The sequence below is a fragment of the Nostoc punctiforme PCC 73102 genome, assembly GCF_000020025.1.
Taxonomy (GTDB): domain Bacteria; phylum Cyanobacteriota; class Cyanobacteriia; order Cyanobacteriales; family Nostocaceae; genus Nostoc; species Nostoc punctiforme.
In genome coordinates this window covers 7,238,544-7,263,192 of sequence record NC_010628.1, presented here as the reverse complement: position 1 = coordinate 7,263,192, position 24,649 = coordinate 7,238,544, and the positions used below count along the sequence as shown (strand labels likewise).

The window sequence follows — 24,649 nt, the reverse complement described above, 5'->3', positions numbered from 1 at the left end:
GCCGAAGAGGCAAGGGGGCAGGGGAGCAGGGCGAGCAGGGGAGCAGGGAGGATAAGGGGAGAATTATTCAAGTTTCTCCCTTGTCTCCCCCCTCTTCCTTGTCTCCTATGTCTCTTTTCGATGCCCCATGCCCCTTGTTCCCCTGCCCATTGTCCCCTGCCCCCTTTCCTCTTTGTTGACACTCCCCAGACTAAACAAATATCGCTACACTCGCATATCCTTATAATGGATTGTCAAAAACTTAACTGTTCTCAAGATTCTTCCGGCTGTGAAAAACATCTTGAGGACATTTCGTTTTTGACTCGTTTATGCGAGTTAATTAAAAGGGATATTTGCGAAAGATGGCTTGTGTTACAAAAAAAGTAGGAGTAGAGTTCTAGTGTGGAACTTGAAAACTGGTATTTTACTACTCACACTGAGTTGCATAATTGCAACTGGTATAGCAGTATATCTGATTGGCGGCATTGAACCAGCACAAATTCAGGCTTTGCTGAAATCTTCTGGTATCTGGGCACCGATTATTTATGTTGCTTTGTATGTTGTGGCAACTATGTTAGTTCTGCCCTCAACAGTGTTGAATTTAACTGGAGGTGCAATTTTTGGCCCTTGGCTGGGTACTTTCTGGACTAGTGTTGGAGCAATAATTGCCGCAATAATTGCTTTCGTTTTTACTAGAACCATTGGACGGCAAACAGTTGCAAAACGACTAGCAGGACGCTGGCAAGCTATGGATGCTGAGGTACGGCGTGGAGGACTTTTTTATATGTTTGCCATCCGACTAGTACCAATCATGCCTTATGGCTTAGTAAACTTTGTTGCTGGACTGACTTCGATTAGCTTTAAAGATTATGTTATAGGCACAACACTTGGTACTGTTCCTAGTGTCTTACCTTTTGTACTACTAGGTAGTTCTGGTTTGAAAGCAGTCAAAACAGGTGATTTTTTGCCGCTAGTACTCGCTTTGGGTTTAACTGGAATACTGGTAGCAGGGTCTACTTGGTATCGCCATCGTCGAACTTTTCCTAAAAAAGCTGTAGAAAGCCTTAAAGAATCTGAATCTTCAGATGACATCAACCCAAAGAATAAATAAACTATAACAATATGACTTGAATCTTGCTAAGTATACTGAGAACCAAACCCTTTATCATGAGAAGCAGTCTGTCAGCTTGGCTGTTGCAAAATTAAACGGAATTCCTAGATGCTACCAAAGTATTCATTGATTGTTCCAATTTATAACGAAGAAGAAATTATACCCGAACTATACCGCAGACTAAGTGCAGTAATGAATCGGCTAGATGGTCTTGTCGAATTAATTTTAATCAATGATGGTAGCCGCGATCGCTCCTTACAACTACTGCGAGAACTCCATCAAAAAGACCCACGCATTTGCTACCTGAGCTTTGCTCGTAACTTTGGTCATCAAATTGCAGTTACTGCCGGTCTCAATTTTGTTCGAGGTCAAGTTATTATCATCCTTGATGCTGACTTACAAGATCCGCCAGAACTAATCCCAGACATGATTGAAAAATGGCGACAAGGCTATCAGGTCGTCTACGCTCAACGCACTCAACGCCTCAAGGAAGGATGGTTTAAACGTTTTACTGCCTACTCCTTTTATCGCCTCCTCAAGAAGCTTGCAGATGTAGATATTCCTACTGATACTGGTGATTTTTGTTTAATGGATCGACAAATCGTAGATATTCTCAATTCTATGCCAGAACGCACCCGCTATATTCGTGGTCTGCGTTCTTGGGTTGGCTTTCAGCAAACGGCAATTCGATTTGAGCGCGATCCCCGCTTTGCTGGGGAAGTTAAATACACTTTTAGCAAATCCTTGGCCCTTGCCATTAATGGTCTAGTATCCTTTTCAATAGTGCCACTGCGGTTATCAACTTACTTAGGCTTAATAGCGGCGGCGGCAGCCATCTTCATGGCTTTATTAATCTTGTATTGGCGGCTTTTTCTCCCCCATTCACCTTTAACTGGGTTCACGATTATTTTGATGGCAATTTTCTTTCTCGGATCTGTGCAGTTAGTCAGTGTTGGCATCTTAGGCGAATATATAGGGCGTATCTATGAAGAAGTTAAAGCTAGACCCCTTTATACTTTGGCAGAGGTAGGTGGCTTCTATCCCAAATCCTCTAATTCAACAAATAATGCCGACAAACTAGTTGAGGCTCCCTACTCTAAAAGGGATGAGGATTCTTAAAATATTTTTACCATTCGCGGGTTCGCTATCTGCTAGTTGTACAGAATCCATTCTGACTCCTAAATTCTGTTTTGATAAATTTACATTTGAATTTGTTAAAATACTTGCTTTTTACCTCAAACTGTGAAAAGCTTTGTTATGTCAAAAACTACGGTTTATTGATCGAGTTAAAGTATTTAAGTTTGTCTGGCTTAAAAAGCCATAAATCGAGGCTACTGAGAAGTCCTCAAGTAAATGGGCAAACAGATTTCTGAATATTTTGCAGCATCGATGGGGTGAAAACTTGATGCTTAAGACTTTATCGATGGGGGAAAATTGTAAATGCTGAAGACGTTAACAACCGATTTTGAACTCGACTTAGAAGCAGATGTGCTTGTGATTGGAGGCGGGCCAGCTGGAACTTGGGCGGCTTGGAGTGCTGCATCAAGTGGAGCTAGAGTTATCCTCGTAGACAAAGGATACTGTGGTACGACTGGATGTGCTGCGGCATCTGGTAATGGTGTGTGGTATGTGCCACCCGATCCAGAAGCACGAGAAACTGCAAAGGCGAGTCGGGAATCATTGGGTGGGTTTTTGTCCGATCGCAATTGGATGGATCGAGTACTGGATCGGACCTATGCAAACGTCAATCAGTTAGCAGAGTGGGGTTATCCCTTCCCTACCGACGATGAAGGCAAACCCTACCGGCGATCGCTGCAAGGGCCTGAGTATATGCGGCTGATGCGGCGACAAATTCAACGGGCAGGAGTCAAGATTTTAGATAACAGCCCCGCCTTAGAACTACTGGTAGATGACGATGATGCTGTTGCTGGTGCAACAGGTGTGAACCGTCAGACAGGTAGTAAATGGATAGTGCGATCGCAGTCCACAATTATCGCAACTGGTGGCTGTGCGTTTCTCAGTAAAGCGTTAGGATGCAACGTCCTGACAGGGGATGGTTATCTGATGGCGGCAGAAGCTGGAGCCGAGATGTCGGGTATGGAATTTTCCAATGCTTACGGCATCTCTCCCGCCTTTTCTTCAGTCACCAAAACCCTGTTTTATAATTGGGCAACCTTCACCTACGAAGACGGTACTGTGATTCCGGGGGCAAGTTCTCATAGACGGTCAGTAATTGCTCAGACATTACTACAACAGCCAGTTTACGCCATCATAGACAAAGCGGCAGAATCGATGCGGCCATCTATGCGTTTAGCACAGCCCAACTTCTTTTTACCCTTTGACCGTGCAGGTATCGATCCATTTACTCAACGTTTTCCTGTGACTCTGCGCCTAGAAGGAACTGTGCACGGTACGGGTGGAATTCGGATTGTAGATGAGAGTTGTGCCAGTTCTGTACGGGGACTCTATGCGGCTGGAGATGCCGCTACACGGGAACTGATTTGTGGCGGATTTACTGGCGGTGGTAGTCACAACGCGGCTTGGGCAATATCTTCTGGCTATTGGTCGGGGAAATCGGCTGCCGAATATAGCCGCAGTCTGGGAGAATACAAAACTAAACGCCATGTTAAGGGTGTTGGAGAGGTAGGATTACAGAGTGGGAGCGATCGCTCTCAAACCTTGGCAACTGATGAAATTATTCAGGCAGTCCAAGCCGAAGTATTCCCTTACGAAAAGAACTATTTCCGTACAGAACAAGGCTTAACTGAGTCTTTGGGTAAGCTAAATTATCTTTGGCAAGAACTCCGCAGTAGCCAGGTAACATCAGATAAAGAGCTAATCCGGGCGCGAGAAGCTACGGCAATGGTAGCCACAGCACGATGGATGTATAGCAGTGCCATTGAACGTAAAGAAACTCGTGGTATGCACAAACATCAAGACTATCCAGAACTTGATGCTAACCTGCAACATCACCTGATTAGTGGCGGATTAGATCGAGTCTGGGTGAAGAATCAGCCACTAAGTACAGAAAAGCCTTTATCTAAAATAGGAGCAGCAGTGTGATTGAGTTGGTCAGCGAATCGCGGTGCATAAAATGTAATATCTGCGTGAATATTTGTCCAACCAACGTGTTTGACCGTATAGCTGATGCGCCGCCAACCATTGCTCGACAGAGTGACTGCCAAACCTGTTATATGTGCGAATTGTATTGTCCAGTTGATGCTCTTTATGTTGCACCAGAAAGCGATGTGACGGCTTCAGTCAACGAGGCAGAATTGGCACAAGTTGGGCTACTGGGTAGTTATCGGGAAAAAATCGGTTGGGGACACAAACGTACATCAACAGCAAAAGCGGATCAAACATTCCAAATTCTGAAGCAGATGAAATAGTAATGCAATGTGCAACTTATCCTTAGAAACCTGCTTCCATTCCTCTCCCCCACAGGGCTACGGTGTTACACAACTCGAATTACCCCCCTTAATCCCCCCTTATAAAGGGGGGAAATAGGAAATCTAGTTCCCTCCCGTTTCCAAGGGGAGGGTTAGGGTGGGGTAAAATCCAGATTCATCAGGTATTTCAGACTTGTGTATACACCGCAGCCCCCACAGCACAGGTAGAGAGGCTTTGATTCTTGCTCCCCTTCCCTTGTAGGGAAGGGGTTGGGGTTAGGTCTGAGAGAAAGTTACACACGGCGTATAGTACGGCGGAGAAAAAAGTCATGCTGTCGTTCAAAGTAGGAACAGGTTCTATCAGTAAAAATAAATTTACTTCCAGATTATCAACCTCAGTGGCTTGTATTCTACTGCTACTAACTACAGCGTGTAGCCAAGACAAAACTAAATCTGCTCAATCCATTGAGGCTATTAATGTGAATAATGCTGTTGCATCTAACAACATTTCTACCCTACGAATAGGTTATGTAGGTAATTCAGAACCTACAGGATCGCTGGGTTGGGCCAAGAAAAAAGGAATTTTAGATCGTGAGTTGCAAAAAGCAGGATTTAAAAACATTACTTTTGCAAGGTTTCCTAATGGGCCGAATCTAAATGAGGCGCTTGTCGCTGGACAATTAGATGTTGGTTCTTTAGGGGATACACCAGCCATAGTTTTGAAAGCTAGGGGTCAGGAAACCCGGTTGTTAAGGATTAGCCAATTTAATACAACCGCCTGGTTGGTGGCGAAAAAAAATGGGCCGCGATCGCTTGCTGAACTTAAGGGTCAAAAAATAGCTACTAAAAAAGGTTCTTATATGCATAGATACCTGCTGGGTCTATTAGCTGAAGCTAAAATTGCCAAAGATGTAAAAGTTGTCCACTTGATGACTACTGAGGCAAAAGCGGCTTTAGAACGTGGTGATGTAGCAGCTTATGCAACGTCTAGCGATATGGGGCCTTATTTGAAATCGCAAGGGTTTCCAGTGATTGATTCTTCTGCAAATCATCAGGGTCTATCAGGGACATCATTAGTTGTCGCAACTGAAAGTTTTCTGGTGAAACAGCCTGATTTCCCAGAAAAATTTAATGCAATTCTGACATGACAGAAGCAGCGAAGGATTTAAAAGCTAATTCTGAAGAAGATTATCAGTATCATGCTCAAATTACTAAATATCCCATCGATATTATAAAAGTATCGTTCCCACTCAAACAGGTATCAGAAGAACCATTACCAGCCGAGGGAGTGAAACTTTTAGAGGGGACGAAGAAATTTTTAGTCTCGCAGGGTTTAGCAAAGTCGGACTTTAAATTAACAGATTGGGTTGTTAATGAACAGCCGCATTAATTTTATTTATCTTGTTGATTAAAGTTTTTTTAACGAACCACAGAGGCGCAGAGAACGCAGAGAGAATTTATGGAGAAGGAAATTATCAGTGAAGCTGATTTTCGAGATTTTATCTTTACTAATCACGCCACATATAAAGAAAAATCCCAACTTCTTCAAAAGAATTGCTGTTGAGAAGAGAGTAAACAACCTTCTGAATCAGCATTGACTATCTACCCAATCCAATTGAAAAATCAGGTAGAACCTATGACTATTGCATTAGACCGTCCCAGAAAAACCAAGTCTGCTCAAATTCGGGAAAAACTAGGTTATCCGATCATTGACACCGATGTGCATACCCAAGAGTTTCCCCCAGCATTCTTGGATTATTTAGAGCAAGTTGCTGGAACTGCGTTGAGCTTTGCTCTTGCCGAAGGCATCGCACAGCGTTTTCAAGAACACTTACCCGGTGCATCTCGCTCTAAATGGTTTAAGCAATCTTGGGATGAACGCCGCACTTACCGCACCGCCCGCCCTCCTTTCTGGACTCGTCCCACTAACGACGCTTTAAATTTAGCCACCGTTAGTTTGCCGAAGTTGCTGCACGAACGCTTGCAAGAAGCTGGTACAGACTTTGCCGTTGTGTACCCCAACTTGGCAACGATGGCTCCACACATCGGCAATGAAGAGATGCGGCGAGCTGTTTGTCGTGCAACTAACACGTATCACGCTGATATTTTCCGCTCTTATAGCGATCGCTTAACACCCATTGCCGCTATTCCCATGAATACGCCCGAAGAGGCGATCGCAGAATTGGAATATGCGGTGAAAGTGCTGGGACTCAAAGCTATTCAAATCCCCGGACATGTCCGCCGCCCAATTCCCGCCTTCGAGAAGTATGGCGAAGAAGTAGCCAACGAAGCCATCTGGATTGACACTTTTGGCTTAGATAGTAAATATGATTACGATCCCTTCTGGGCGAAGTGCGTAGAACTGAAAGTTGTCCCCACCACCCACTCTTCCGGTATGGGCTGGATCAATCGGCGTTCCATTAGCAATTACCAATACAACCATATTGGTCACTTTGCATCGGCTGGGGAAGCACTATGTAAATCTTTATTCTTTGGTGGTGTAACTCACCGCTTCCCCACACTCAAGTTTGCCTTTTTAGAAGGAGGTGCAGCTTGGGGTGCTAGTTTGTACACCGATTTGATTTGGCACTGGGATACTCGCAATAAAGATCATTTGGTGGAAAATAACAATCCTGCCAATGTTAATTATGAAGAACTGCTAGAATTTTATACCCGCTATGGTGGTGAATTAGTACATGGTCGTTTGGATCAACTAGGCAGTGGTTTAGGTTTCCACGCTGACTTAGTATCTCCCCTAGAACCAGGTGATTTGGATGAATTCGCTGTTGCAGGAGTAACGAAGCCAGAGGATATCCGCGATCGCTTCTTGAATCATTTCTACTTCGGCACAGAATCCGATGATACCCGTGTAGCTCAAGCTTTTAACCGGAAAGCTAACCCTTATGGCGATAGAGTTAAAGCATTTTTGGGTTCTGATTCCGGTCATTGGGACGTACCTGATATTACTGCGATCGCAGCTAATACCTATTCAATGGTAGAACGCAAGATTATCAGCGAAGAAGATTTGCAATATTTTCTGTCAATTCATCCCTTGGAGTTGTACACCAGCCTGAATCGTGACTTTTTTAAGGGTACGGCTGTGGAGAAAACCGCAGATGAATTTTTGGCTGGGAAATTAAGCTAAGAGACGCGATAAATCGCCGTCTCTACAAAGGATTGATTCTGGGTCTTTGCCAATCCCTACAAACATTTGAATAATTTAGGGTAAACTATCATGACGATCGCTCTAGACCGCCCACAAAAAACCAGGTCTGCTCAAATTCGGGAAAAACTTGGTTATCCGATCATTGACACCGATGTACATACCCAAGAATTTGAACCAGCAGTCTTGGATTATTTAGAGCAAGTTGGTGGAACTGCACTTGTTGAACGTTTCAAAGAGAATTTGCCAGGATCTTCCCGCTTTAAGTGGTACAAGCAAAGTTGGGAAGAACGTTTTGCTTATCGCACCAATCGCCCTAACTGGTGGGGTCGTCCAACTAAAAATACTTTGAATTTGGCTACCATTAGCTTACCCAAGTTGCTGCATGAGCGCTTGGAAGAAGCAGGTACAGACTTTGCCGTTGTCTACCCCAATTTGGCAACAATGGCCCCAAATATCGGCAACGAAGAAATGCGGCGGGCTGTTTGTCGGGCAGTTAATACTTACCATGCTGATATTTTCCGTCCTTATAGCGATCGCCTAACACCCATTGCCGCCATTCCCCTACACACTCCCGAAGAAGGGATTGAAGAGTTGGAATATGCAGTGAATGTTTTAGGACTCAAAGCAATTCAAATCCCTGGTTACGTTCGTCGTCCAATTCCTGCCTTTGAAAAATACGGCAAAGAAGTCGCTAACGAAGTGGTTTGGATTGATAACTTTGGCTTAGATAGCGAGTATAATTACGATTCATTCTGGGCTAAGTGCGTAGAACTGAAAGTTGTACCCACAACCCACGCTTCTAGCCAAGGTTGGACAACTCAGCGTTCTGTCACCAACGCCCAGTACAATCACATTAATCACTTTGCCTTTGCAGCAGAAGCATTATGCAAATCGCTGTTCTTTGGTGGAGTTACCCACCGCTTTCCGCAATTAAAATTTGCCTTTTTGGAAGGTGGTTCCGCTTGGGGTGCTAGTCTATACGCTGATATTATTTGGCATTGGGAAACCCGCAACAAACAACATTTGTTATCAAATAACAATCCTGCTATTATCGACAAGGAAGCATTAGTAGAGTTATATACTCGCTACGGTAGCGAACTGGTAGATGGACGCTTAGATAAAATTGGTGACGGTTTAGGATTCCACCATCAACTATTAGCTCCAGAAAATCCGGGTGAACTCGACGAATTTGAACTAGCGGGAATAGAGAAACCAGAAGATGTGCGCGATCGCTTCTTGAATCATTTCTACTTCGGTACAGAATCAGACGATACCCGTGTCAGCCAAGCTTTTAATCGTGCAGCTAATCCCTTCGGCGATGCCTACGGCGGGCAAAGCCAACGCATTAAAGCCTTCTTGGGTTCAGATTCCGGTCACTGGGATGTGCCTGATATCACCGCCGTCACCGCCAACGCTTACTCAATGGCAGAACGCGAAATCATTACCGAAGAAGACCTCCGCTACTTCCTCTCCATCCATCCCTTGGAGTTGTACACCAGCCTCAATCAAGACTTCTTCAAAGGTACAGGTGTTGAGAAAGCCGCAAACGAATATCTAGCTGGGAAATAGGAAATGGGGAATGGGGAGTAGGGAAAGAATGACTATGCCCCATTCTCAATGACCAATGCCCATCTTTACAACGTTCCATGTTCCATTTCCTCTGTTCACTTGTAGCGTGGGCCTTGCCCACTCTACATTTCTCTTAAATAACGAACCGCAGAGGCGCAGAGGACACGGAGAAATGAGAGTTAAAAAAATACCCCAAAAACCGACGTAAAGATCCTCTCTATTTCTCCTCTCTCTGCGTTCTCTGCGCCTCTGTGGTTCGTTTATTTGGATAAATAAATTATTTCTTGGAAATCCCTTACCAAAATCCAAAATTGATATGACTCAACTAAAAACACTTCCAACTTACGACCCAAGTTTATTTGAGGGAGCCGCTGAGGGCTACGCTCAATATAGAACCAAATACCCACCTGTTGTATTCGATAAACTAGCCGAAATATTTAATCTCAATGGTCAAGGACGACTCCTCGATTTAGGTACCGGCCCAGGATTAATTTCAATTCCCCTACGAACCCAATTTGAAGAAGTTGTTGCGATCGATCCCGATCCAGAAATGATTGCAGAAGCTAAACGCCAAGCAGCAGCAGTCGGAGCAAATAATATTACTTGGTTAGAACAAGGAGCAGAATTAATCGACTCTAGTTTAGGGAAATTTAACTTAACTACTATTGGTAGAGCCTTCCACTGGATGGAACGCGAATTAGTGCTTGAACGCCTTTATGAATTGCTAACTGATGATGGTGGATTAGCACTGCTTCAGACTGGTGACAACCCTTGGGAAAGCAATCTACCTTGGAAACAAGCTGCTGTTGGAGTAGTAAAAAAATGGTTAGGTGAAGAACGACGGACTGGACAACAAGGACAAGGAACTCGTAAGCCAGTCGATCCTCCCCATGAAGTCGTCATTGGCAATTCGGCTTTTGCTCGTCAAGAAAACTATGAAGTGCCATTTGAAAAATCTTGGACTATCGATAGTTATCTCGGCTATTTATACACTACAGCCTTCTCTCTGAAAATTTTCTATGGCGATAAAGCTCCAGCATTTGAAAAGGATCTCAGAGAAGCGCTGCTAGCAGTTGAGCCATCTGGACATTTTACAGAAGAACTCAAAGCTACAATCCTAGTCGCTTGCAAGCACTAGCAAAATTGAACGCTGACAAAACAGAGTTTCACTCAAAAATTTCAATCTTCCACTAGCACGACACTGGAGTGAGCCTTTCTCACTCCATTTCCTAAATTTTTGCCTCCTAAGTATTAAAGTTTCAGTTCCTCGAGTCGTTGCAGAGTGGGTAATACCCACTCTCTTCCCTAATTTCATAAGTAAAGTTTTTGAAGTTATAAAAACATTTACTGATTGGAGTTTTCAAAAAAACATTTTCGTTCTTGATACTGCAATTAATCATCATTTTCTAACCACCTAAAGGAAATCAATAAAACAACCCATGCCAGCTTTAAAAGGAAAGTTTGAATTCAGAAAAAGCCCCAGAACAACACGTCGTTCTTTGTTATTTGCTTTGGGTTACTGCTTAATGCTATCGACGACCCTATCAAGTTGTAGTCAAGCCAAAAATAACACTCAACAGTCAGCAGCTTCCCCTGGATCAGTAGTTTCATCTAGCGCTACAGAGAAGTCAACTGATAAGCAAGTAGTACGGATTGTACGTTCCAAACAACTTTCCGCTTTAGCAATTTTAGAAAAGCAGGGTTCCTTAGAAAAGCGATTAGAGCCTCTGGGTTTTAAAGTACAGTGGGCTGAGTTTGCGGCTGGGCCACAACAGCTAGAAGCCCTGAATGCGAATGGATTGGATATTGCATCTACAGCCGAATCGCCTCCTGTATTTTCACAAGCAGCAGGAGCGCCCCTTGTTTATCTAGCTACTACACGTCCTAGTGGTAAAGCTATTTCACTTTTAGTTCCTGTAAATTCTTCAATTAAAAATGTTACTGATTTGAATGGTAAAAAAGTGGCTTTTCAGAAAGCTTCCATTGGGCACTATTTATTAGTTAAAGCATTAGAAGATGCAGGGTTGAAACTAAGCGATGTCCAATCAGTTTTTTTAGCACCAGCAGATGCAAATGCAGCATTCAGTCAAAATAAGGTGGATGCTTGGTATATTTGGGAGCCATTCGGTACCAGAAATGTACAAAATAAAATAGCTCGTGTTTTAGCAGATGGTGATAAGTTGCGGGATACTGGCAATTTTTACTCAACTTCACACCAATTTTATCAGGCTCATCCTGATGTAATCAAAGTGTTTTTAGAGGAGTTAGAAAAGTCAGAAATCTGGACTAAGGATCATCCGAAAGAAGTAGCACAACTGCTTGCTCCTGTAACTCAGCTAGATCCGCCGACTCTAGAAATAATGCACAATAAATATGATTATGGGTTGTTACCAATTACTGAGAAAACTATTACCAAGCAACAAGAAGTTGCAGATAAGTGGTACAGCCTCGGACTTATCCCGAAAAAGGTGAATGTTAGAGATGGCTTTTTAACGCCTGAAGAATACGCCAAAATTACTCCTTCAGATGTATTAGCTAATAAGTAGTTATACCCAAGAAGAAATTAAAAGACAGGAGAATATTATGCCTACCTCGACTTTGACCAAGGTTAAAATAAGTCCTATCGATGCTCCTTTGGGAACGATAGTTACCGATCTTGATGCCAGTCAAGCGATCGCACCTGAAGTTATATTACAACTTAAGCAAGCACTGCGCGATCGCCACATCTTAATTTTCAAAGACCAAAAGCTCTCCGATAAAGAACTTTTGAACTTTTCTCTCTACTTTGGCGCACTCTTTGTACCATCTGATGAAACTCCAGTATTGGCTTCTAAACCAGGAGAAACCCCAGTGGTGATTCCGATTTCTAATGTCGATGGCGGCTATACCGGTACTGGAGAACTAACTTTCCATTCTGACCACAAATGGACTCCCACTCCATCTAGTGGTTCGCTGCTTTATGCTTTGGAAATACCTTCTCAAGGTGGAAATACTTATTGGTTAAATACAAATTTGGCCTATGAGGCGTTAGATGAAACCACCAAAGAACGGATTGCAGATTTGCAGTTGATTACCTACAACCCATTTTTGCGAGATCGGAATGCACCCCGCTCTTTATATCGTTTAGACAAAACTATTCCTTTAATCAGTCCGATCTTTCCCCATCCTTTAGTTAGAACACATCCAGAAAGTGGTAAAAAGCATCTTTACTTAGATGCAGCTACAGAAGTGGAAGTTGTCGGGTTAGAGCCAGAAGAAGAATCTAAACTGATTGAGCAGTTGCGCCAGCATCTAAATCAACCCAAATTCTACTACCAACATAAATGGTCTGTAGGTGATATTGTCTACTGGGATAATCAAGCTACCTTGCATTACCGTCAAGCATTTGATCCAAATGAGCGACGGGTTTTGAAGCGAGTTAGTCTTGCAGGTAGCCGTCCTTTTTAGGTTTATTCTTTAGACAGTTATAACGCTTTTAAAACCTAAAATCTGCTTTTAAAGATAGGGTGGATGACTACCACCCTCGTTCCTAAACTAGACAATAAAAAACCCTAATTTATCATAACGATCTATATAGTAATCTCTTTTTATCGTGAAACCTAATATTAATAATAGTAAATAAACCTTTTTGAGTTGTGCAGATTTTTAAAAAACCAAATATAAACTCTATTTTACCTTTGGCTAGTAAAATAAATATTGATAAAGCACACTCACAAAAGTAAATTTACAAAAAATATTATTATCTCTGCCAGGTAGTGTTTATTAACACTTTATTCCAAGACCAAATCCGATAATATATAAACCAATACAGTTCAATCAAGCAATTTTTCCCTTCTCTTTATTCTCTCTGTGTACTCTGTGCCTCTGCGGTTCATTAAAAAAAATGACTTTGGCAAAGAGCGCTAACCTTAACTGAACCGTATTGAGATATAAACTGTATTTAATAACCAATTTGGTTAAACACAATATTACAGTAAAAAGTTTTCTATTGAAGGAGACAATAGAGTTTTATGGCATTTTTTAAAGATTTGCAGCAATCTCATATATCTATTAACAAGCCGATAAAATCTAAAATCGAGAATTTAAAGCATTTTTTGCGAACAGTAAATCTGATATCTAATAAAAGCCTAGCTATCAAAGCAGAAGCTAAATATAAAATTGAACGTAACTATTTATCTTTACTTGTAGCTGCTTTCTCTCTCACAATCCCAATAAGCATAGTTGGTTGCAGCCAAGAAAATAAAACAACTCAAAACGAAGCATCTCCAATTAGTACAGAAGCTCAAAGCCAATCAGTTTCTAATACTCCCCAAAAGCAAGAAGTGCGAATTGTTTCTTCTAAGCTTGGTTCTCTTGCAGTTATGAGGAAACAAGGAACTTTAGAAAAAAGTTTGGTAGCGAAGAATTTTACTGTTAAGTGGTTAGAGTTTGCTGCTGGGCCGCAAGCTTTAGAAGCATTAAACGCAGGTTCTCTTGACATTGCAGCCACAGCTGAATCACCACCTATATTTGCTCAAGCAGCAGGTACACCACTTGTCTATGTAGTAACTACAGCATTTAATGGTAGAGGAGTTTCTTTTCTGGTGCCAAAAAACTCTCCAATTAAAAGTGCTGCTGACTTTAAAGGCAAAAAAGTTTCTTTTCAAAAAGCTTCTATTGCTCACTATGTTTTACTGAAAGCACTACAAAAAGATAAGCTAAAGCTCACTGATGTTCAATCTATTTTTTTACCACCTCCAGATGCAAATGTTGCTTTTAGCCAGGGTGGACTTGATGTTTGGGTAACTTGGGAACCATATATTACAAGAGCCATACAAAAAAATATTGGTCGTGTATTAATAGATGGGCAAGGACTCCAGGATATTGGAAGCTTTTATTCTACCTCGCGTAAATTTGCAAAAGAGCATCCTGAAGTTCTCAAAATTTTCCTGGAGGAGCTTACAAAAGCAGACGAGTGGTCTAAAAAGAACCCCGATAAATTAGCAGAACTTGTTTCTCCTGATGTTGGTATTGATGTTCCTACCTTGAAGGAGATTCAAGCTAAATCAGTTTATGGGTTGCTACCAATTACTGAACAGGTTGTCACTAAGCAACAACAAATTGCCGATTTGTGGTACAGCCAAGGACTCTTACCAAAGAAAGTTAATGTTAGAGATGGTGTATTAACTCCAAAAGAATATGCGGCTTTTATACCAGAATCAATTAAATCAAAATAGTAAATTATTAAAGTTATCAAGCTTGAATTTAATAATTTAAAAACTTATCTTTTCTTAAGAGCAGAGATTAATTTAGCCTGGAGTTGTAGAAATGTTGAGCAATACTGTAGTAAAAAAATCACCAATTATTAGAAGATTGGCATTGTTTGTAATGCCTGGTTTTTTGGCTTTATCTACCACACTAACCAGTTGTACATCACCCAGTGATAATATAAATAGCGCAACCGAACCAAAAGCAGATCCAGCAGCAACAAAAACCATTAGTTTTAAAACAAAACTTCTGAGAATGGGATATCAAAGTTCTGGTGATTTAGTTAGAGTGAGAGGAGTTTTAGAAAAACGTTTGGAACCCTTGGGTGTGAAAGTTGAATGGGCACAATTTGCCCAAGGGCCGCAACTCATAGAAGCGATGAATGTCGGCAAAATTGATGTTGGTTCAGTTGGAGAAACCCCTCCTATTTTTGCCCAAGCTGCTGGTGCAAGAATTGTCTATCTTGCTGGTAGACGAATTACTGCCACTTCTGGGAAAGGGAGTGCGATCGTAGTTCCTAAAGGTTCTCCAATTAAGAGTTTAGCACAAATCAAAGGACAAAAAGTAGTCTTTCAAAAAGGTTCAGCTTCTCACTATTTCATTATCAAAGCTTTAGAAGAAGTGGGCTTGAAATACAATGATATTCAAGTTCTGAGTATGCCCAATGTCGAAGCCCGTGGTGCATTTATTCAGGGCACTATTCCAGTTTGGGTAACTGGCGATCCTCATTTAGCTTTGGTAGAAAAACTCCACGGTGCGCGGGTACTGCGAGATGCTACTAATATTGGTACTCCAGGCGGATACTATGTAGGAACACGGGAGTTTGCTAAGGAAAATCCCGAATTACTTCGGATTATCTTGGAAGAGATTGATAAAAATGGTCAATGGGCGGAAGCAAATCGTCAAGAAGTAGCCAAACTCATATCACCCATACTTAAAATTGATTTACCCATTCAAGAAATAATTTCTGGACGCGCTAATTATCGATTAAAAGGAATTAATCCAGAGTTGATGAAAGCTCAACAAAGTGTTGCCGATTTATTTTATAACGAAAAAATCTTGCCCAAAAAGATTGATGTTCAGGAAGCACTGCTGACATCCAAAGAATATGCAGCTATTACTCCACCAACACTGATAAGTGAAAAATAGAAACTAATTCAGATATGATACCTAGAACACCAATTCAATAATTTTGGAAGGACTTCTCTTCCAACCCTTCTCTTCGGTGTACACACATCTCTGTGTACACCAGAGCATTTTAGGGAGCATTACACACCTAAAGTCTAAAGCGACATCACATAGAGCCAGGTTTATTCAGCTATTAAGTTAGTGATCGCTTCTACTAATTTACCTTGCTCTAATAATTTGGCAAGATCCCTGTGAAATCAGGCTTAAAGTAGTTGCTTGGCATTAATTTCTCACGAATGGGGTAGTAGTACTTCATCTATGATGTTACTGGTACCACATTTGCCATTAAAAATATTTCGCTAAAAGTGCCTCACCGGATTCCCCCATCTGGTATAGTAACTTTTCAATTTGTTTCATAGCGAGTGGTGAAGGTCGTGTTCGTCCGTTTTCCCATCGGTTTACAGTGTGGAATGAAACCCCTAACATCGTTGCCAGTTTTACCTGTGATAGTTTGAGGTATTGACGAGTCTCACGAACCAATAGTGCAATACTTGGCTGTTTGATTGCAGGCATAAGCTAAATATATTTTATTTTTTTACAAGATATTGCAATATAGCAGATGCTATAACTCTGACTGCACCTATTCTATGGTTATAAAGGTTGTAAGTTGATTGTTATGTACTACATCAACTATCATGCAAGCTATTTAAGCTATTAATAGAGTTGTTTCAATCTAGGAAATAGAGAATATGAGAGTTTGGCTTGCTTGCTTTTTAGTCCTGTTTGCCTTGGCGGAATTGTTTGATTGGTTGCAAGAATTTAATCTGCCATTACCTATCTATATTTTGGGTGGCGCTTTTCTAGCTGTTGCTTCTAACTATGATAAGATTGTTGGCTCCTATTTTGACGATCCAAGTATCGAAGCATCGCTTGAACAACCCCGGTTAGATTCACTAACACCATCTACTAATCCTATTTCTTTACCTATTGCCAGTGCTGTTGAAGATACTCCAACATCTCAAACAGATGATTAGTGTCAGTGCGCGACCCTGATGGCAAGTCTTTTACCAAAAGGGAGACGCTAAGAACGAATGAGCGTCATATCCTGTCGTAGACATGGCTTATTTCTTTGGTTAATACCGCGCGTTAGCTTGCTTTAAGAGTAAGAATACGCCAAGGTTCCTCACCAGCAAGTAAATTGCTACATTAATAGAGAAGCTCAGGTTAATTAGCTTTTAACCTAGAGTCCAAAAATTAACTTTTGCGCCTGCAACATCTACCCAATTCAGGCTACTCTGCCACAACGCTGTGATTAGTGGACTATTAAAAAAACTCCGTGTCCCTTTTGTCAAAGTTCAGGATTCCCGTGAAACTTCCAACAACAAAAGCTGGTTGCAAATTATTTTAGTTACCAGTGTGGGAGTCACCGTGTTTATCTGGGGAATTCGGGAACTCAAATGGTTACAGCCTTGGGAGTTAAGAGTTTATGATGAAATGTTGCGATCGCGTCCAGCACAAGCACCCGATCGGCGGATTTTACTAGTAAAAATCACTGACGACGATCTCAAACGAGAGAAATGGGCTTTATCAGATCGGACAATTAATCAGCTATTAAAAAAAATCGAGTCTTATCAACCGCGAATTGTTGGTTTATATCTTTTTCAACCAGAAAATAACAATTTGGCAATTAATTTTCAAAATCAAGATAACATTGTCAGCACTTGTTTGTTCAGCAGTTTGGGTAGAGATGAAATTCCACCACCACCCAATTTTCCTATAGATAATGTTGGGTTTAGCGATGTTGTTTCTGACAATGAAAACGACCAAATTCTCCGTCGTAGTTTGTTATTTGCTTACTCTACAGACAATAAATGTACAACATCATTTGCTTTTGGGGCGCTAATAGGAATTAATTATCTAGAGAAACAAGGTATTGAATACAAGTTTACTAATAAAAAAGAATTACAGTTAGGTAAAACCCTCTTTCCGCGTTTACAACCTAATTCCGGTAGCTATCAACATCTGGATACAGATGGCTATCAAATATTATTAAATTATCGTCACCCTAACAGTTTTGCCGATCAAGTAACCCTTACGCAAGTCCTCAGTGGTCAAGTTAACTCCAGTTTATTCAAAGACCGTCTTGTAATTATCGGCACTACTGCGGCTAATTTACCCCCAGGCGGATTTTATACACCCTACAGCACTTTGCCAGATCAACCAGCCAGAATGCCTGCTCTGTTTATTCATGCACAGATAGCAAGTCAACTCATCAGTACAGTGTTGGATGGGCGACCTTTAATTTGGTATTGGCCCGACTGGGTAGAATTTATTTGGATGTGGGGCTGGTCGCTTTTAGGTGGAATTATCGTATGGCGGTGGCAAAATCCCTTGCTGTTGCTAGTGGTGGGAGGAACAGCTCTACTTGGGTTAGTAGGAATCTGCATTGGTTTGTTTTTGCAGGCTGGATGGGTGCCTTTAATTCCCTCTGCTCTTACTTTGGTTGTTAGTAGTATTTGTGTAATTGCTTATACTAGCTACCAAAATCAGCGACAAACTCAGGTGATTATTCTGCAAGTTGAAAAACAACAAGAAGCGATCGCACAATTAAATATACTCTTAGAAGACAAAACCGCAATTCCCGATTCGTCTCTTGACTTTCCTGCTCCAATTGATTCACCAGAAATAAAATCAGGTGATTTGCTTTTGGGTGGACGCTACAAAATGTCTCAAGTTCTTGGTTCAGGCGGGTTTGGTCGCACTTATTTAGCACAGGATACTCAACGACCGGGTAATCCTACTTGTGTAGTTAAAAAGTTAATGCCAGCCCGTCAAGATACACGATTTTTGCAAGTTGCTCGTAGATTGTTTCATAGTGAAGCTGAAATATTAGAATCTTTGGGTAAACATCATCAGATTCCTGAATTACTTGCTTATTTTGAAGATGACCAAGAATTCTATTTAATTCAACAATATATTGAAGGACATACTTTAAGTGAAGAATTACCACCTGTACAGGATGTGCAAAGCGAATTATTTGTCATAGAGATGTTCAAACAAGTTTTAGAAGTTCTAGAATTTGTTCACCAGCATCGAGTGATTCATCGTGATATCAAACCAACTAATATTATTAGATGCGCTCAAGATAATCGGCTGGTATTGATTGACTTTGGTGCAGTCAAATTAATGCAACCACCGACTAGCGACCAAACAGAATTAGCCACAGTAGCCATTGGGACGCGGGGTTATGCACCTCCAGAACAATTTGCCGGTCATCCCCGTCTATGCAGTGACATTTACGCTTTAGGAATGATTGGTATTCAAGCCATAACTGGAATACCACCGCAAGAACTCCACCCAGATCCAGAAACGGGGAATGTGATGTGGCGGCAAACAGTGCCAGTCAGGGAAGAATTGGCGGTCATTTTAGATAAAATGGTTTGCTATCATTTTAGCGATCGCTATCAATCAGCCGCCGCAGTTTTACAAGATTTAAAACGTATGTAGCCCAATAAATTGTATAGGATGTGACAACAGCGAACATACAACTTAACCTCCACCTTCACTGTAATGCTTTGGATAAACTGTAGCTATACTCAACTGTTAAGCACTGCAACAAAAGCTTTAATTGCTGCGACTAAAAAATACAGCAGCGACAATAATTAAACCTAAAAGTACCAAGGGAACCCAGAGATTAGGGATATCTGACAAACTCATATTTAATTACGAATTACGTTAGCGTAGCGGTAGCGAGTCTACGAGTATCATTACGAATTACGAATTACGAATTACGAATTACGAATTACGAATTATCTTAAACCAATGCCTCCTTTAGCGAATTCTTCAACCGTTTTCTGTGAAAATTCATGAGTTGCGATCGCTTGCAACATTGCCAATGGTAAAGTCAAATGATGGGCCCCGGCTTGCAATGATGCGGCTGCTTCTTCAGGAGATTTGATACTAGCTGCCAAAATCTCTGTATCACTGCCTTTGAGGACGCTAGCCATATCCCGCACTAAGGCAATACCGTCACCTAACAACCGCGTAGCTCGATTTACATAAGCTATGGCAATTTTCGCTCCCGCCTCCCGTGCTACTGCTGCTTGTGCTGCACTGTAAATTGCTGTCACTGAACAGGTAATTTCTGGTGATAGACTCGCCACTACTTCAAAACCTAACGGTGTTGCGGGAATCTTTAAAATTGTTTGTGAACCAATAATCTCGAAAGCTTTTCTACCTTCAGCTAGCATCCCAGCTTTATCAGATGCCACAAGTTGATAATATAAAGGGCCAGAAGTCAAGGCAACCAAATTTTTGAGCGTGGTTTCTGGTGGAGTATCGCTTTGAGACAACAGCGTGGGATTGGTTGTAATGCCTTTCACCCATCCCCAAAGCTTAACAACTTTGGCTTCAGATGCGATCGCTGAGTCTAGATAAATTGCCATAATTCGTCCCCATGAATTCTCAGATATTAATCTATAACAGCCACACACAGATATTTTGGCATTCCTTTCAGAGGATAATTTCTTTGATAGCGGTTCTTGTTTGGATGTGATACCCGGTAGAGGCGTACAGCTCTACACCCCTACTGTATTCCACCGAATTTAAAACAGTTATACATAACAGCCTACACGGAGAACTTAAGATGACATCTCCAGAAACGGTTATATGGCTACAAGAACGCACCACTTTAGGAATTCTCTCGCCTGAAGTGTTAAATGCGATCGCACAAGTAATTGAAGAACAAGTTGTACCAGCCGAAACTGACTTGGTTAGTGAAGGCAATTCTCCAGAAGCCCTTTATATTCTTGTAGAAGGTCAACTCGAAAGCAATAGCACCAATCAAAGCAACCCAGCCTTAGCTTGTGGATTTCTCCCCGGTGCAGTGATTGAACTCAAAGAATTGCTGCTGGAAGAATTAACTCCATTCACAATTACTACAGTAACTGAATGTCATTTGTGGGTTGTACCTGCTGATAAATTTCGGAAATTAGTCACCCAATACCCCGAAATTGCTCAGGCTTTTTCGCGTCAATTGGCTCAAGAATTAGCTCAGGCAACATCTGCACTTGGCTATGAACAAGAACGTTCTGTAGCTTTGCGGCCATATTTAGTTACCAAAGCCCAACGAGGTATTGTCGGTACAAGTCGATATGCTGTGCGTCTGCGGGAGCAAATTCGAGAAGCGGCTGCTGACCGCAAATCAGTGGATATTTTCGGAGAACCAGGATTAGAAAAAGACAATATAGCAGCTCTCATCCACTTTGGTTCTCCAAAACGGCGAGAACCAATCATTAAAGTAAATTGCGGTATTCTGCAAACTAGCGGCGCAGACTTATTTGGTCGCGCTGGCGGTAAACCAGGACTATTGGAATGGTTGGGGGAAGGTACTCTAGTTCTCAACAACATCCAAGAATTGCCCGAAGAATTATTGCCTCCCGTGACGCAGTTACTCAAAACTGGCACATATACCCCCGTGGCTCGTTCTGGAGAACCAGCACCGGAACCTCGCCCTAGTAAAGCCAGAATTCTGATTGTTTCCGAAAAAACTCAGCCGACAATTGAACGCTGTATTGGTCACATTATTAAAGTACCGCCGCTACGGGTGCGGAAAGCTGATATTCAGGCGCAGGTTGAGTATTATACAAGTCTCTACATTCGCTCTAGAGGCGTTCCGAAACCGCATATTACCCCAGAAGCTTTGCGTCGCCTCCAGTCTTATGATTTTCCTGGGAACCTCAAGGAATTGAAAAATCTGGTTGAAAGAGCGATCGTGCAAGCGGAAGGTGCTAATGAATTAACAGAAGAAATTTTCTGGCCAGCCGAAGCGAAGAAAAAACGATTTCGGGTGAATCTGTTAAATGCCTATCCTAATTTGCGGCGGTTTTTGCGTAGTCCTTGGTGGCCCGATCGCATTAACTATGGTTTTACTGCAACAGCTTTTGCGATTATTGTTGCAGTTTTATTTATTGGGCCGCAAACCCGCGATCGCAATTTCGTATTAAATCTATTTTGGGCTTGGTGGTGGCCTTTCTTCTTATTTCTCTTTCCCTTTTTGGGACGTATCTGGTGTTCTGTTTGTCCCTTCATGATTTACGGGGAAATTACCCAAAAGTTATCTCTCTGGCTGTGGCCTCGAAAACTCAAACGCTGGCCGAGAGAGCAAGCTGAGAAATGGGGCGGATGGTTCATGTTTGGTTTGTTCACCCTAATTTTCTTATGGGAAGAACTCTGGCATTTAGAAAATACCGCCTACCTCAGTGCTTGTTTGCTGCTATTAATTACTGCTGGGGCGATGATTTTCTCTGCTCTTTTTGAGCGGCGGTTTTGGTGTCGTTATCTTTGCCCCATTGGTGGAATGAATGGTTTGTTTGCCAAACTTTCAATGACGGAACTTCGCGCACAGCAAGGGATATGTTCTGCTAGTTGTACTACTTATCAATGCTATAAAGGTGGACCGCAAAAGGGCGAAGGGCTAGAAACTAATGGATGTCCCTTGTATTCTCACCCAGCGCAATTAGAAGATAACAGAGATTGCGTACTGTGTATGACTTGCCTTAAAGCCTGTCCCCATCGTTCTGTTGAGTTCAACTTGCGTCCCCCTGGAATTGAATTGTGGACAACTCATGTACCTCGCACCTATGAAGTAGCATTATTGTTTTTGCTGTTGGGTGGGATATATCTGCATCGCTTGCCAGAATTGCAATCTTGGTTGGGTTTACAACTGGATTTAACTCAGTTTTGGCTGCACTTCGGATTATCGCTGCTAGTATTAATTATTCCAGCGATATTTACCTTTGGGGCTTATGGCTTGCTACAAGTGTTCAACGTTAACCGTAAGCCTCGAAAATTTGTCGAACTTGCGTATAGCTACCTACCATTGGTGTTAGGGGGAAACTTGGCTCACTATCTGCGTTTGGGTTTAGGCGAAGGTGGGCGAATTTTACCTGTTACCTTTGCTACCCTTGGTTTGAGTGGTGAACAATTGCCAATATTGGTTGCTCACCCGGCTGTAATTGCCTTTTTGCAAGGTACAACAATAATTTTCTCAGTGTTGATGACTATGTTATTAACGCAAAAGATTGCACGGCAACCAGTGAAATCCCTCCTCTGGCAACACTTAGCAGCGATCGCTTTGGGAGCTAGTATGTGGGCGATTATCGTATTTTAGCGATGTCTTACGACAAGCCGCTGACGCTCTTTCTCCCAAGGGGAGACGCTACGCGAACGTCGCTACCGCTTCTCTACGAGAGGCTTGTCTGCGACACGCTCCGCGAACGCCAACGCTAATGCGTCTACGCTTATTTGTAAGGCTTTGAATCTTACTCCCCTTCCCTTGTAGGGAAGGGGTTGGGAGTTAGGTCTTTATTAGACTCAACTGAAAGCCGCCATATTCCCGCAAGCGGTTTATAATCACCTTGTCTAGGTGCAAAAAGTGAGTTAAAAACATTCTTCTTCCCTACGAACGTGATAGAAAATACTTATATGATTTATGATTTTTGATTCATAGTGTAAGGATTACAGATAATGCATGTTCTAAAAAGATCCATTAAACCAGCAACCTATATATCATTCCTCCACATTTACCAAACTACTTGGGGAACTGCTGGTGATATTTGTTTAATCCGTGAATCGATTGCTGAAGAAAGTACAGCGAAGTTTATCGGTCACAAAATCCAACTAGTAGTGCCAAAAGGGTTGGAGCGCGATCGCATCGCCAACTGTCCGATAATTAAAGTTGCAGGTAATGTCGGCGACGGACATCCAAAAGAGCATCCGTTGGAATGGGAAGCTTATGAGGGTGTAAGTGAAGAAATAGCTTTAGCAGCTCTCAAACCTTGGGGATTCAAGCTAATTGAACTCTAATGTGGCAATCTGACAAGCTCAACTCGCTTTCGTTCTTCTGAAACTATTTTTTCCCTTAGCACCATCAGACATTGGCTCAAATGGAAAAATTTATCTAATAGACAATAGACATAGGAGTGAAATTAATTATGCGTTATCCGAAATTCTCGGTAGGCATAATTCATAAATTGTGCTTACGTCATTTTCACTCCTATGTCTAATGTACCAAACCAGGCTTCTAAATCCGCGATCGCCTGAAAATCTAACAATGCTTCACCGAGATTTTCTAATTGTTCTAAGGAGAGAGTTTCAATCCGGTTTAGCATCTCTTGGGGTAATTCTCCCACCCGTCGAGTAAGTTGACGGAGAATGAGCAATTGCCCTTCTGCTTTTCGTCCTCTTAGTTCTCCTAGTTGTTCGCCTTCAGCGAGAATTTCTTGATAAATTACTGACTCGCGCATCATACCCTCCCGAAATAATTGTCGAATCAAGTCTTGATTGTATTTTAACCCCGCTAAGATTTGGGTATACGCGGAAATTTCTGGTCGTTGTCTTGGCTCAAGTTGATTAACTTTGCCCACAACTTGTTGCAACAATGCTTGGGGTTGCGTGGTTGCCGCCAGTGGTGCTAAGGGTAACAAAGCTGGCTCATTGAGGAATAGTTCAGGATTTTCTTCCCATAGGCGAATCACGCGATATTCATGACGGGTAGTTTCGACACAGAAAACAGTTTCAATTACTGTTCCTGGTGCAGGGGGAAGCAATAATACGACAACTTGCGTTATTGGCAGACGATACAAACGATATAAGCGTACCCAATAATCTAGCATCCGCAGGGGTAGGGGTGGCGTAGATTCGAGTTTGGTTTGAAATTCCAGATGGAGAATGCGTCCTTGTAGTTGTAAGAATGTTACATAATCAGCGCGAATTGGTTCAATGCTCAATTCGGTTTTGAGGACTTTGACAGAAGTTTGTGGTGTACCTAAAACCCAACTGGCAAAGGTAGCAGGATGTTTTTCGGACAGTAGTTTGCAGAGGTTATCAAAAGACATTAGCGATCGCCAACAATCAAACGAAGTATTGTTATTATCTCGTGCAGTGGTTTGAGTAGGCGATGTCTACGATGGACTACGCCTACGCACCATCGCTCAAGCAAGCTCATTATTATACTTTGGGCGTATCTTTTTAAATTCCTGTACCTGTAGTATTTACATT

General features: G+C 42.0%; 20 protein-coding genes. 17 read left to right on the top strand and 3 right to left on the bottom strand.

Translation table 11 applies throughout. The features are described from left to right. Positions 1-379 precede the first annotated feature (379 nt). From NPUN_RS29770 to NPUN_RS29715, 13 genes are all read left to right on the top strand, one after another. Complete coding sequence (locus NPUN_RS29770; protein WP_012412119.1) at positions 380-1,090, top strand: TVP38/TMEM64 family protein; 711 nt, start codon at positions 380-382, stop codon at positions 1,088-1,090. A gap of 108 nt (positions 1,091-1,198) precedes the next feature. Next, positions 1,199-2,209 (top strand): glycosyltransferase family 2 protein, encoded by a 1,011-nt coding sequence (locus NPUN_RS29765; RefSeq protein ID WP_012412118.1) that lies wholly within the window; start codon positions 1,199-1,201, stop codon positions 2,207-2,209. A gap of 321 nt (positions 2,210-2,530) precedes the next feature. Next, a complete protein-coding gene (locus NPUN_RS29760) occupies positions 2,531-4,153 on the top strand; it encodes an FAD-dependent oxidoreductase (protein ID WP_012412117.1) in 1,623 nt (540 codons plus the stop codon). Then, positions 4,150-4,479: a 4Fe-4S dicluster domain-containing protein gene (locus NPUN_RS29755; protein ID WP_041565710.1), complete on the top strand. Its 330-nt coding sequence runs from the start codon at positions 4,150-4,152 to the stop codon at positions 4,477-4,479. The genes NPUN_RS29760 and NPUN_RS29755 overlap by 4 nt, the downstream gene beginning before the upstream one ends. Positions 4,480-4,808: 329 nt before the next feature. Then, positions 4,809-5,627, top strand: a complete 819-nt coding sequence (locus tag NPUN_RS29750) for an ABC transporter substrate-binding protein (protein WP_052304663.1) — start codon at positions 4,809-4,811, stop codon at positions 5,625-5,627. Then, positions 5,624-5,869 carry a hypothetical protein gene (locus NPUN_RS43715; RefSeq protein WP_052304662.1) on the top strand — a complete coding sequence of 82 codons (246 nt, stop codon included), beginning with the start codon at positions 5,624-5,626 and terminating at the stop codon, positions 5,867-5,869. The genes NPUN_RS29750 and NPUN_RS43715 overlap by 4 nt, the downstream gene beginning before the upstream one ends. 246 nt (positions 5,870-6,115) lie before the next feature. Beyond that, positions 6,116-7,624, top strand: a complete 1,509-nt coding sequence (locus NPUN_RS29745) for an amidohydrolase family protein (protein WP_012412115.1) — start codon at positions 6,116-6,118, stop codon at positions 7,622-7,624. 90 nt (positions 7,625-7,714) lie between these two features. Then, positions 7,715-9,214: an amidohydrolase family protein gene (locus NPUN_RS29740; protein ID WP_012412114.1), complete on the top strand. Its 1,500-nt coding sequence runs from the start codon at positions 7,715-7,717 to the stop codon at positions 9,212-9,214. Positions 9,215-9,530: 316 nt separating this feature from the next. After that, entirely contained in the window at positions 9,531-10,352 is an 822-nt protein-coding gene (locus NPUN_RS29735) for a class I SAM-dependent methyltransferase (RefSeq protein ID WP_012412113.1), read from the top strand. Between the two features lie 301 nt (positions 10,353-10,653). Further along, a complete protein-coding gene (locus NPUN_RS29730) occupies positions 10,654-11,760 on the top strand; it encodes an aliphatic sulfonate ABC transporter substrate-binding protein (protein WP_041565709.1) in 1,107 nt (368 codons plus the stop codon). A gap of 37 nt (positions 11,761-11,797) precedes the next feature. Continuing rightward, positions 11,798-12,661: a TauD/TfdA dioxygenase family protein gene (locus tag NPUN_RS29725; protein WP_012412111.1), complete on the top strand. Its 864-nt coding sequence runs from the start codon at positions 11,798-11,800 to the stop codon at positions 12,659-12,661. Between the two features lie 563 nt (positions 12,662-13,224). Further along, the gene (locus tag NPUN_RS29720; RefSeq protein WP_012412110.1) at positions 13,225-14,430 is read left to right on the top strand and encodes an aliphatic sulfonate ABC transporter substrate-binding protein; all 1,206 of its coding nucleotides are present in this window, start codon (positions 13,225-13,227) and stop codon (positions 14,428-14,430) included. A gap of 91 nt (positions 14,431-14,521) precedes the next feature. Beyond that, on the top strand, positions 14,522-15,610 hold the full coding sequence (locus NPUN_RS29715) for a sulfonate ABC transporter substrate-binding protein (protein WP_012412109.1): 1,089 nt from the start codon (positions 14,522-14,524) through the stop codon (positions 15,608-15,610). Positions 15,611-15,934: 324 nt separating this feature from the next. On the opposite strand, the gene NPUN_RS29710 is transcribed toward NPUN_RS29715, so the two are convergent. Then, positions 15,935-16,162: a helix-turn-helix domain-containing protein gene (locus NPUN_RS29710; protein ID WP_012412108.1), complete on the bottom strand. Its 228-nt coding sequence runs from the start codon at positions 16,160-16,162 to the stop codon at positions 15,935-15,937. A 176-nt stretch (positions 16,163-16,338) separates the two neighbouring features. Here NPUN_RS29710 and NPUN_RS29705 point away from each other — a divergent pair, with 176 nt between their 5' ends. Then, positions 16,339-16,623: a hypothetical protein gene (locus tag NPUN_RS29705; RefSeq protein WP_012412107.1), complete on the top strand. Its 285-nt coding sequence runs from the start codon at positions 16,339-16,341 to the stop codon at positions 16,621-16,623. Between the two features lie 274 nt (positions 16,624-16,897). Continuing rightward, positions 16,898-19,096, top strand: a complete 2,199-nt coding sequence (locus NPUN_RS29700) for a CHASE2 domain-containing protein (RefSeq protein ID WP_012412106.1) — start codon at positions 16,898-16,900, stop codon at positions 19,094-19,096. Positions 19,097-19,398: 302 nt separating this feature from the next. On the opposite strand, the gene NPUN_RS29695 is transcribed toward NPUN_RS29700, so the two are convergent. Then, complete coding sequence (locus tag NPUN_RS29695) at positions 19,399-20,034, bottom strand: transaldolase family protein (RefSeq protein ID WP_012412105.1); 636 nt, start codon at positions 20,032-20,034, stop codon at positions 19,399-19,401. A 200-nt stretch (positions 20,035-20,234) separates the two neighbouring features. On the opposite strand from NPUN_RS29695, the gene NPUN_RS29690 reads away from it, so the two are divergent. Then, positions 20,235-22,760, top strand: a complete 2,526-nt coding sequence (locus NPUN_RS29690; protein WP_012412104.1) for an AAA-type ATPase lid domain-containing protein — start codon at positions 20,235-20,237, stop codon at positions 22,758-22,760. Between the two features lie 356 nt (positions 22,761-23,116). Continuing rightward, positions 23,117-23,455 carry a hypothetical protein gene (locus NPUN_RS29685; RefSeq protein WP_012412103.1) on the top strand — a complete coding sequence of 113 codons (339 nt, stop codon included), beginning with the start codon at positions 23,117-23,119 and terminating at the stop codon, positions 23,453-23,455. A 173-nt stretch (positions 23,456-23,628) separates the two neighbouring features. Here the strand turns inward: NPUN_RS29685 and NPUN_RS29680 are convergent, their stop codons facing one another. Then, complete coding sequence (locus tag NPUN_RS29680; RefSeq protein WP_012412102.1) at positions 23,629-24,486, bottom strand: DUF4351 domain-containing protein; 858 nt, start codon at positions 24,484-24,486, stop codon at positions 23,629-23,631. Positions 24,487-24,649 lie beyond the last annotated feature (163 nt).

What these genes read in the sequence shown, in the direction of transcription:
- NPUN_RS29735 (WP_012412113.1), top strand. Translation starts at nt 9,531, where the DNA reads ATGACTCAACTAAAAACACTTCCAACTTACGACCCAAGTTTATTTGAG.
- NPUN_RS29750 (WP_052304663.1), top strand. Translation starts at nt 4,809, where the DNA reads ATGCTGTCGTTCAAAGTAGGAACAGGTTCTATCAGTAAAAATAAATTT.
- NPUN_RS29680 (WP_012412102.1), bottom strand. Translation starts at nt 24,486, where the DNA reads ATGTCTTTTGATAACCTCTGCAAACTACTGTCCGAAAAACATCCTGCT.
- NPUN_RS29705 (WP_012412107.1), top strand. Translation starts at nt 16,339, where the DNA reads ATGAGAGTTTGGCTTGCTTGCTTTTTAGTCCTGTTTGCCTTGGCGGAA.
- NPUN_RS29720 (WP_012412110.1), top strand. Translation starts at nt 13,225, where the DNA reads ATGGCATTTTTTAAAGATTTGCAGCAATCTCATATATCTATTAACAAG.
- NPUN_RS29685 (WP_012412103.1), top strand. Translation starts at nt 23,117, where the DNA reads ATGCATGTTCTAAAAAGATCCATTAAACCAGCAACCTATATATCATTC.
- NPUN_RS29740 (WP_012412114.1), top strand. Translation starts at nt 7,715, where the DNA reads ATGACGATCGCTCTAGACCGCCCACAAAAAACCAGGTCTGCTCAAATT.
- NPUN_RS29725 (WP_012412111.1), top strand. Translation starts at nt 11,798, where the DNA reads ATGCCTACCTCGACTTTGACCAAGGTTAAAATAAGTCCTATCGATGCT.
- NPUN_RS29730 (WP_041565709.1), top strand. Translation starts at nt 10,654, where the DNA reads ATGCCAGCTTTAAAAGGAAAGTTTGAATTCAGAAAAAGCCCCAGAACA.
- NPUN_RS29695 (WP_012412105.1), bottom strand. Translation starts at nt 20,034, where the DNA reads ATGGCAATTTATCTAGACTCAGCGATCGCATCTGAAGCCAAAGTTGTT.
- NPUN_RS29760 (WP_012412117.1), top strand. Translation starts at nt 2,531, where the DNA reads ATGCTGAAGACGTTAACAACCGATTTTGAACTCGACTTAGAAGCAGAT.
- NPUN_RS29710 (WP_012412108.1), bottom strand. Translation starts at nt 16,162, where the DNA reads ATGCCTGCAATCAAACAGCCAAGTATTGCACTATTGGTTCGTGAGACT.
- NPUN_RS29715 (WP_012412109.1), top strand. Translation starts at nt 14,522, where the DNA reads ATGTTGAGCAATACTGTAGTAAAAAAATCACCAATTATTAGAAGATTG.
- NPUN_RS43715 (WP_052304662.1), top strand. Translation starts at nt 5,624, where the DNA reads ATGACAGAAGCAGCGAAGGATTTAAAAGCTAATTCTGAAGAAGATTAT.
- NPUN_RS29745 (WP_012412115.1), top strand. Translation starts at nt 6,116, where the DNA reads ATGACTATTGCATTAGACCGTCCCAGAAAAACCAAGTCTGCTCAAATT.
- NPUN_RS29765 (WP_012412118.1), top strand. Translation starts at nt 1,199, where the DNA reads ATGCTACCAAAGTATTCATTGATTGTTCCAATTTATAACGAAGAAGAA.
- NPUN_RS29690 (WP_012412104.1), top strand. Translation starts at nt 20,235, where the DNA reads ATGACATCTCCAGAAACGGTTATATGGCTACAAGAACGCACCACTTTA.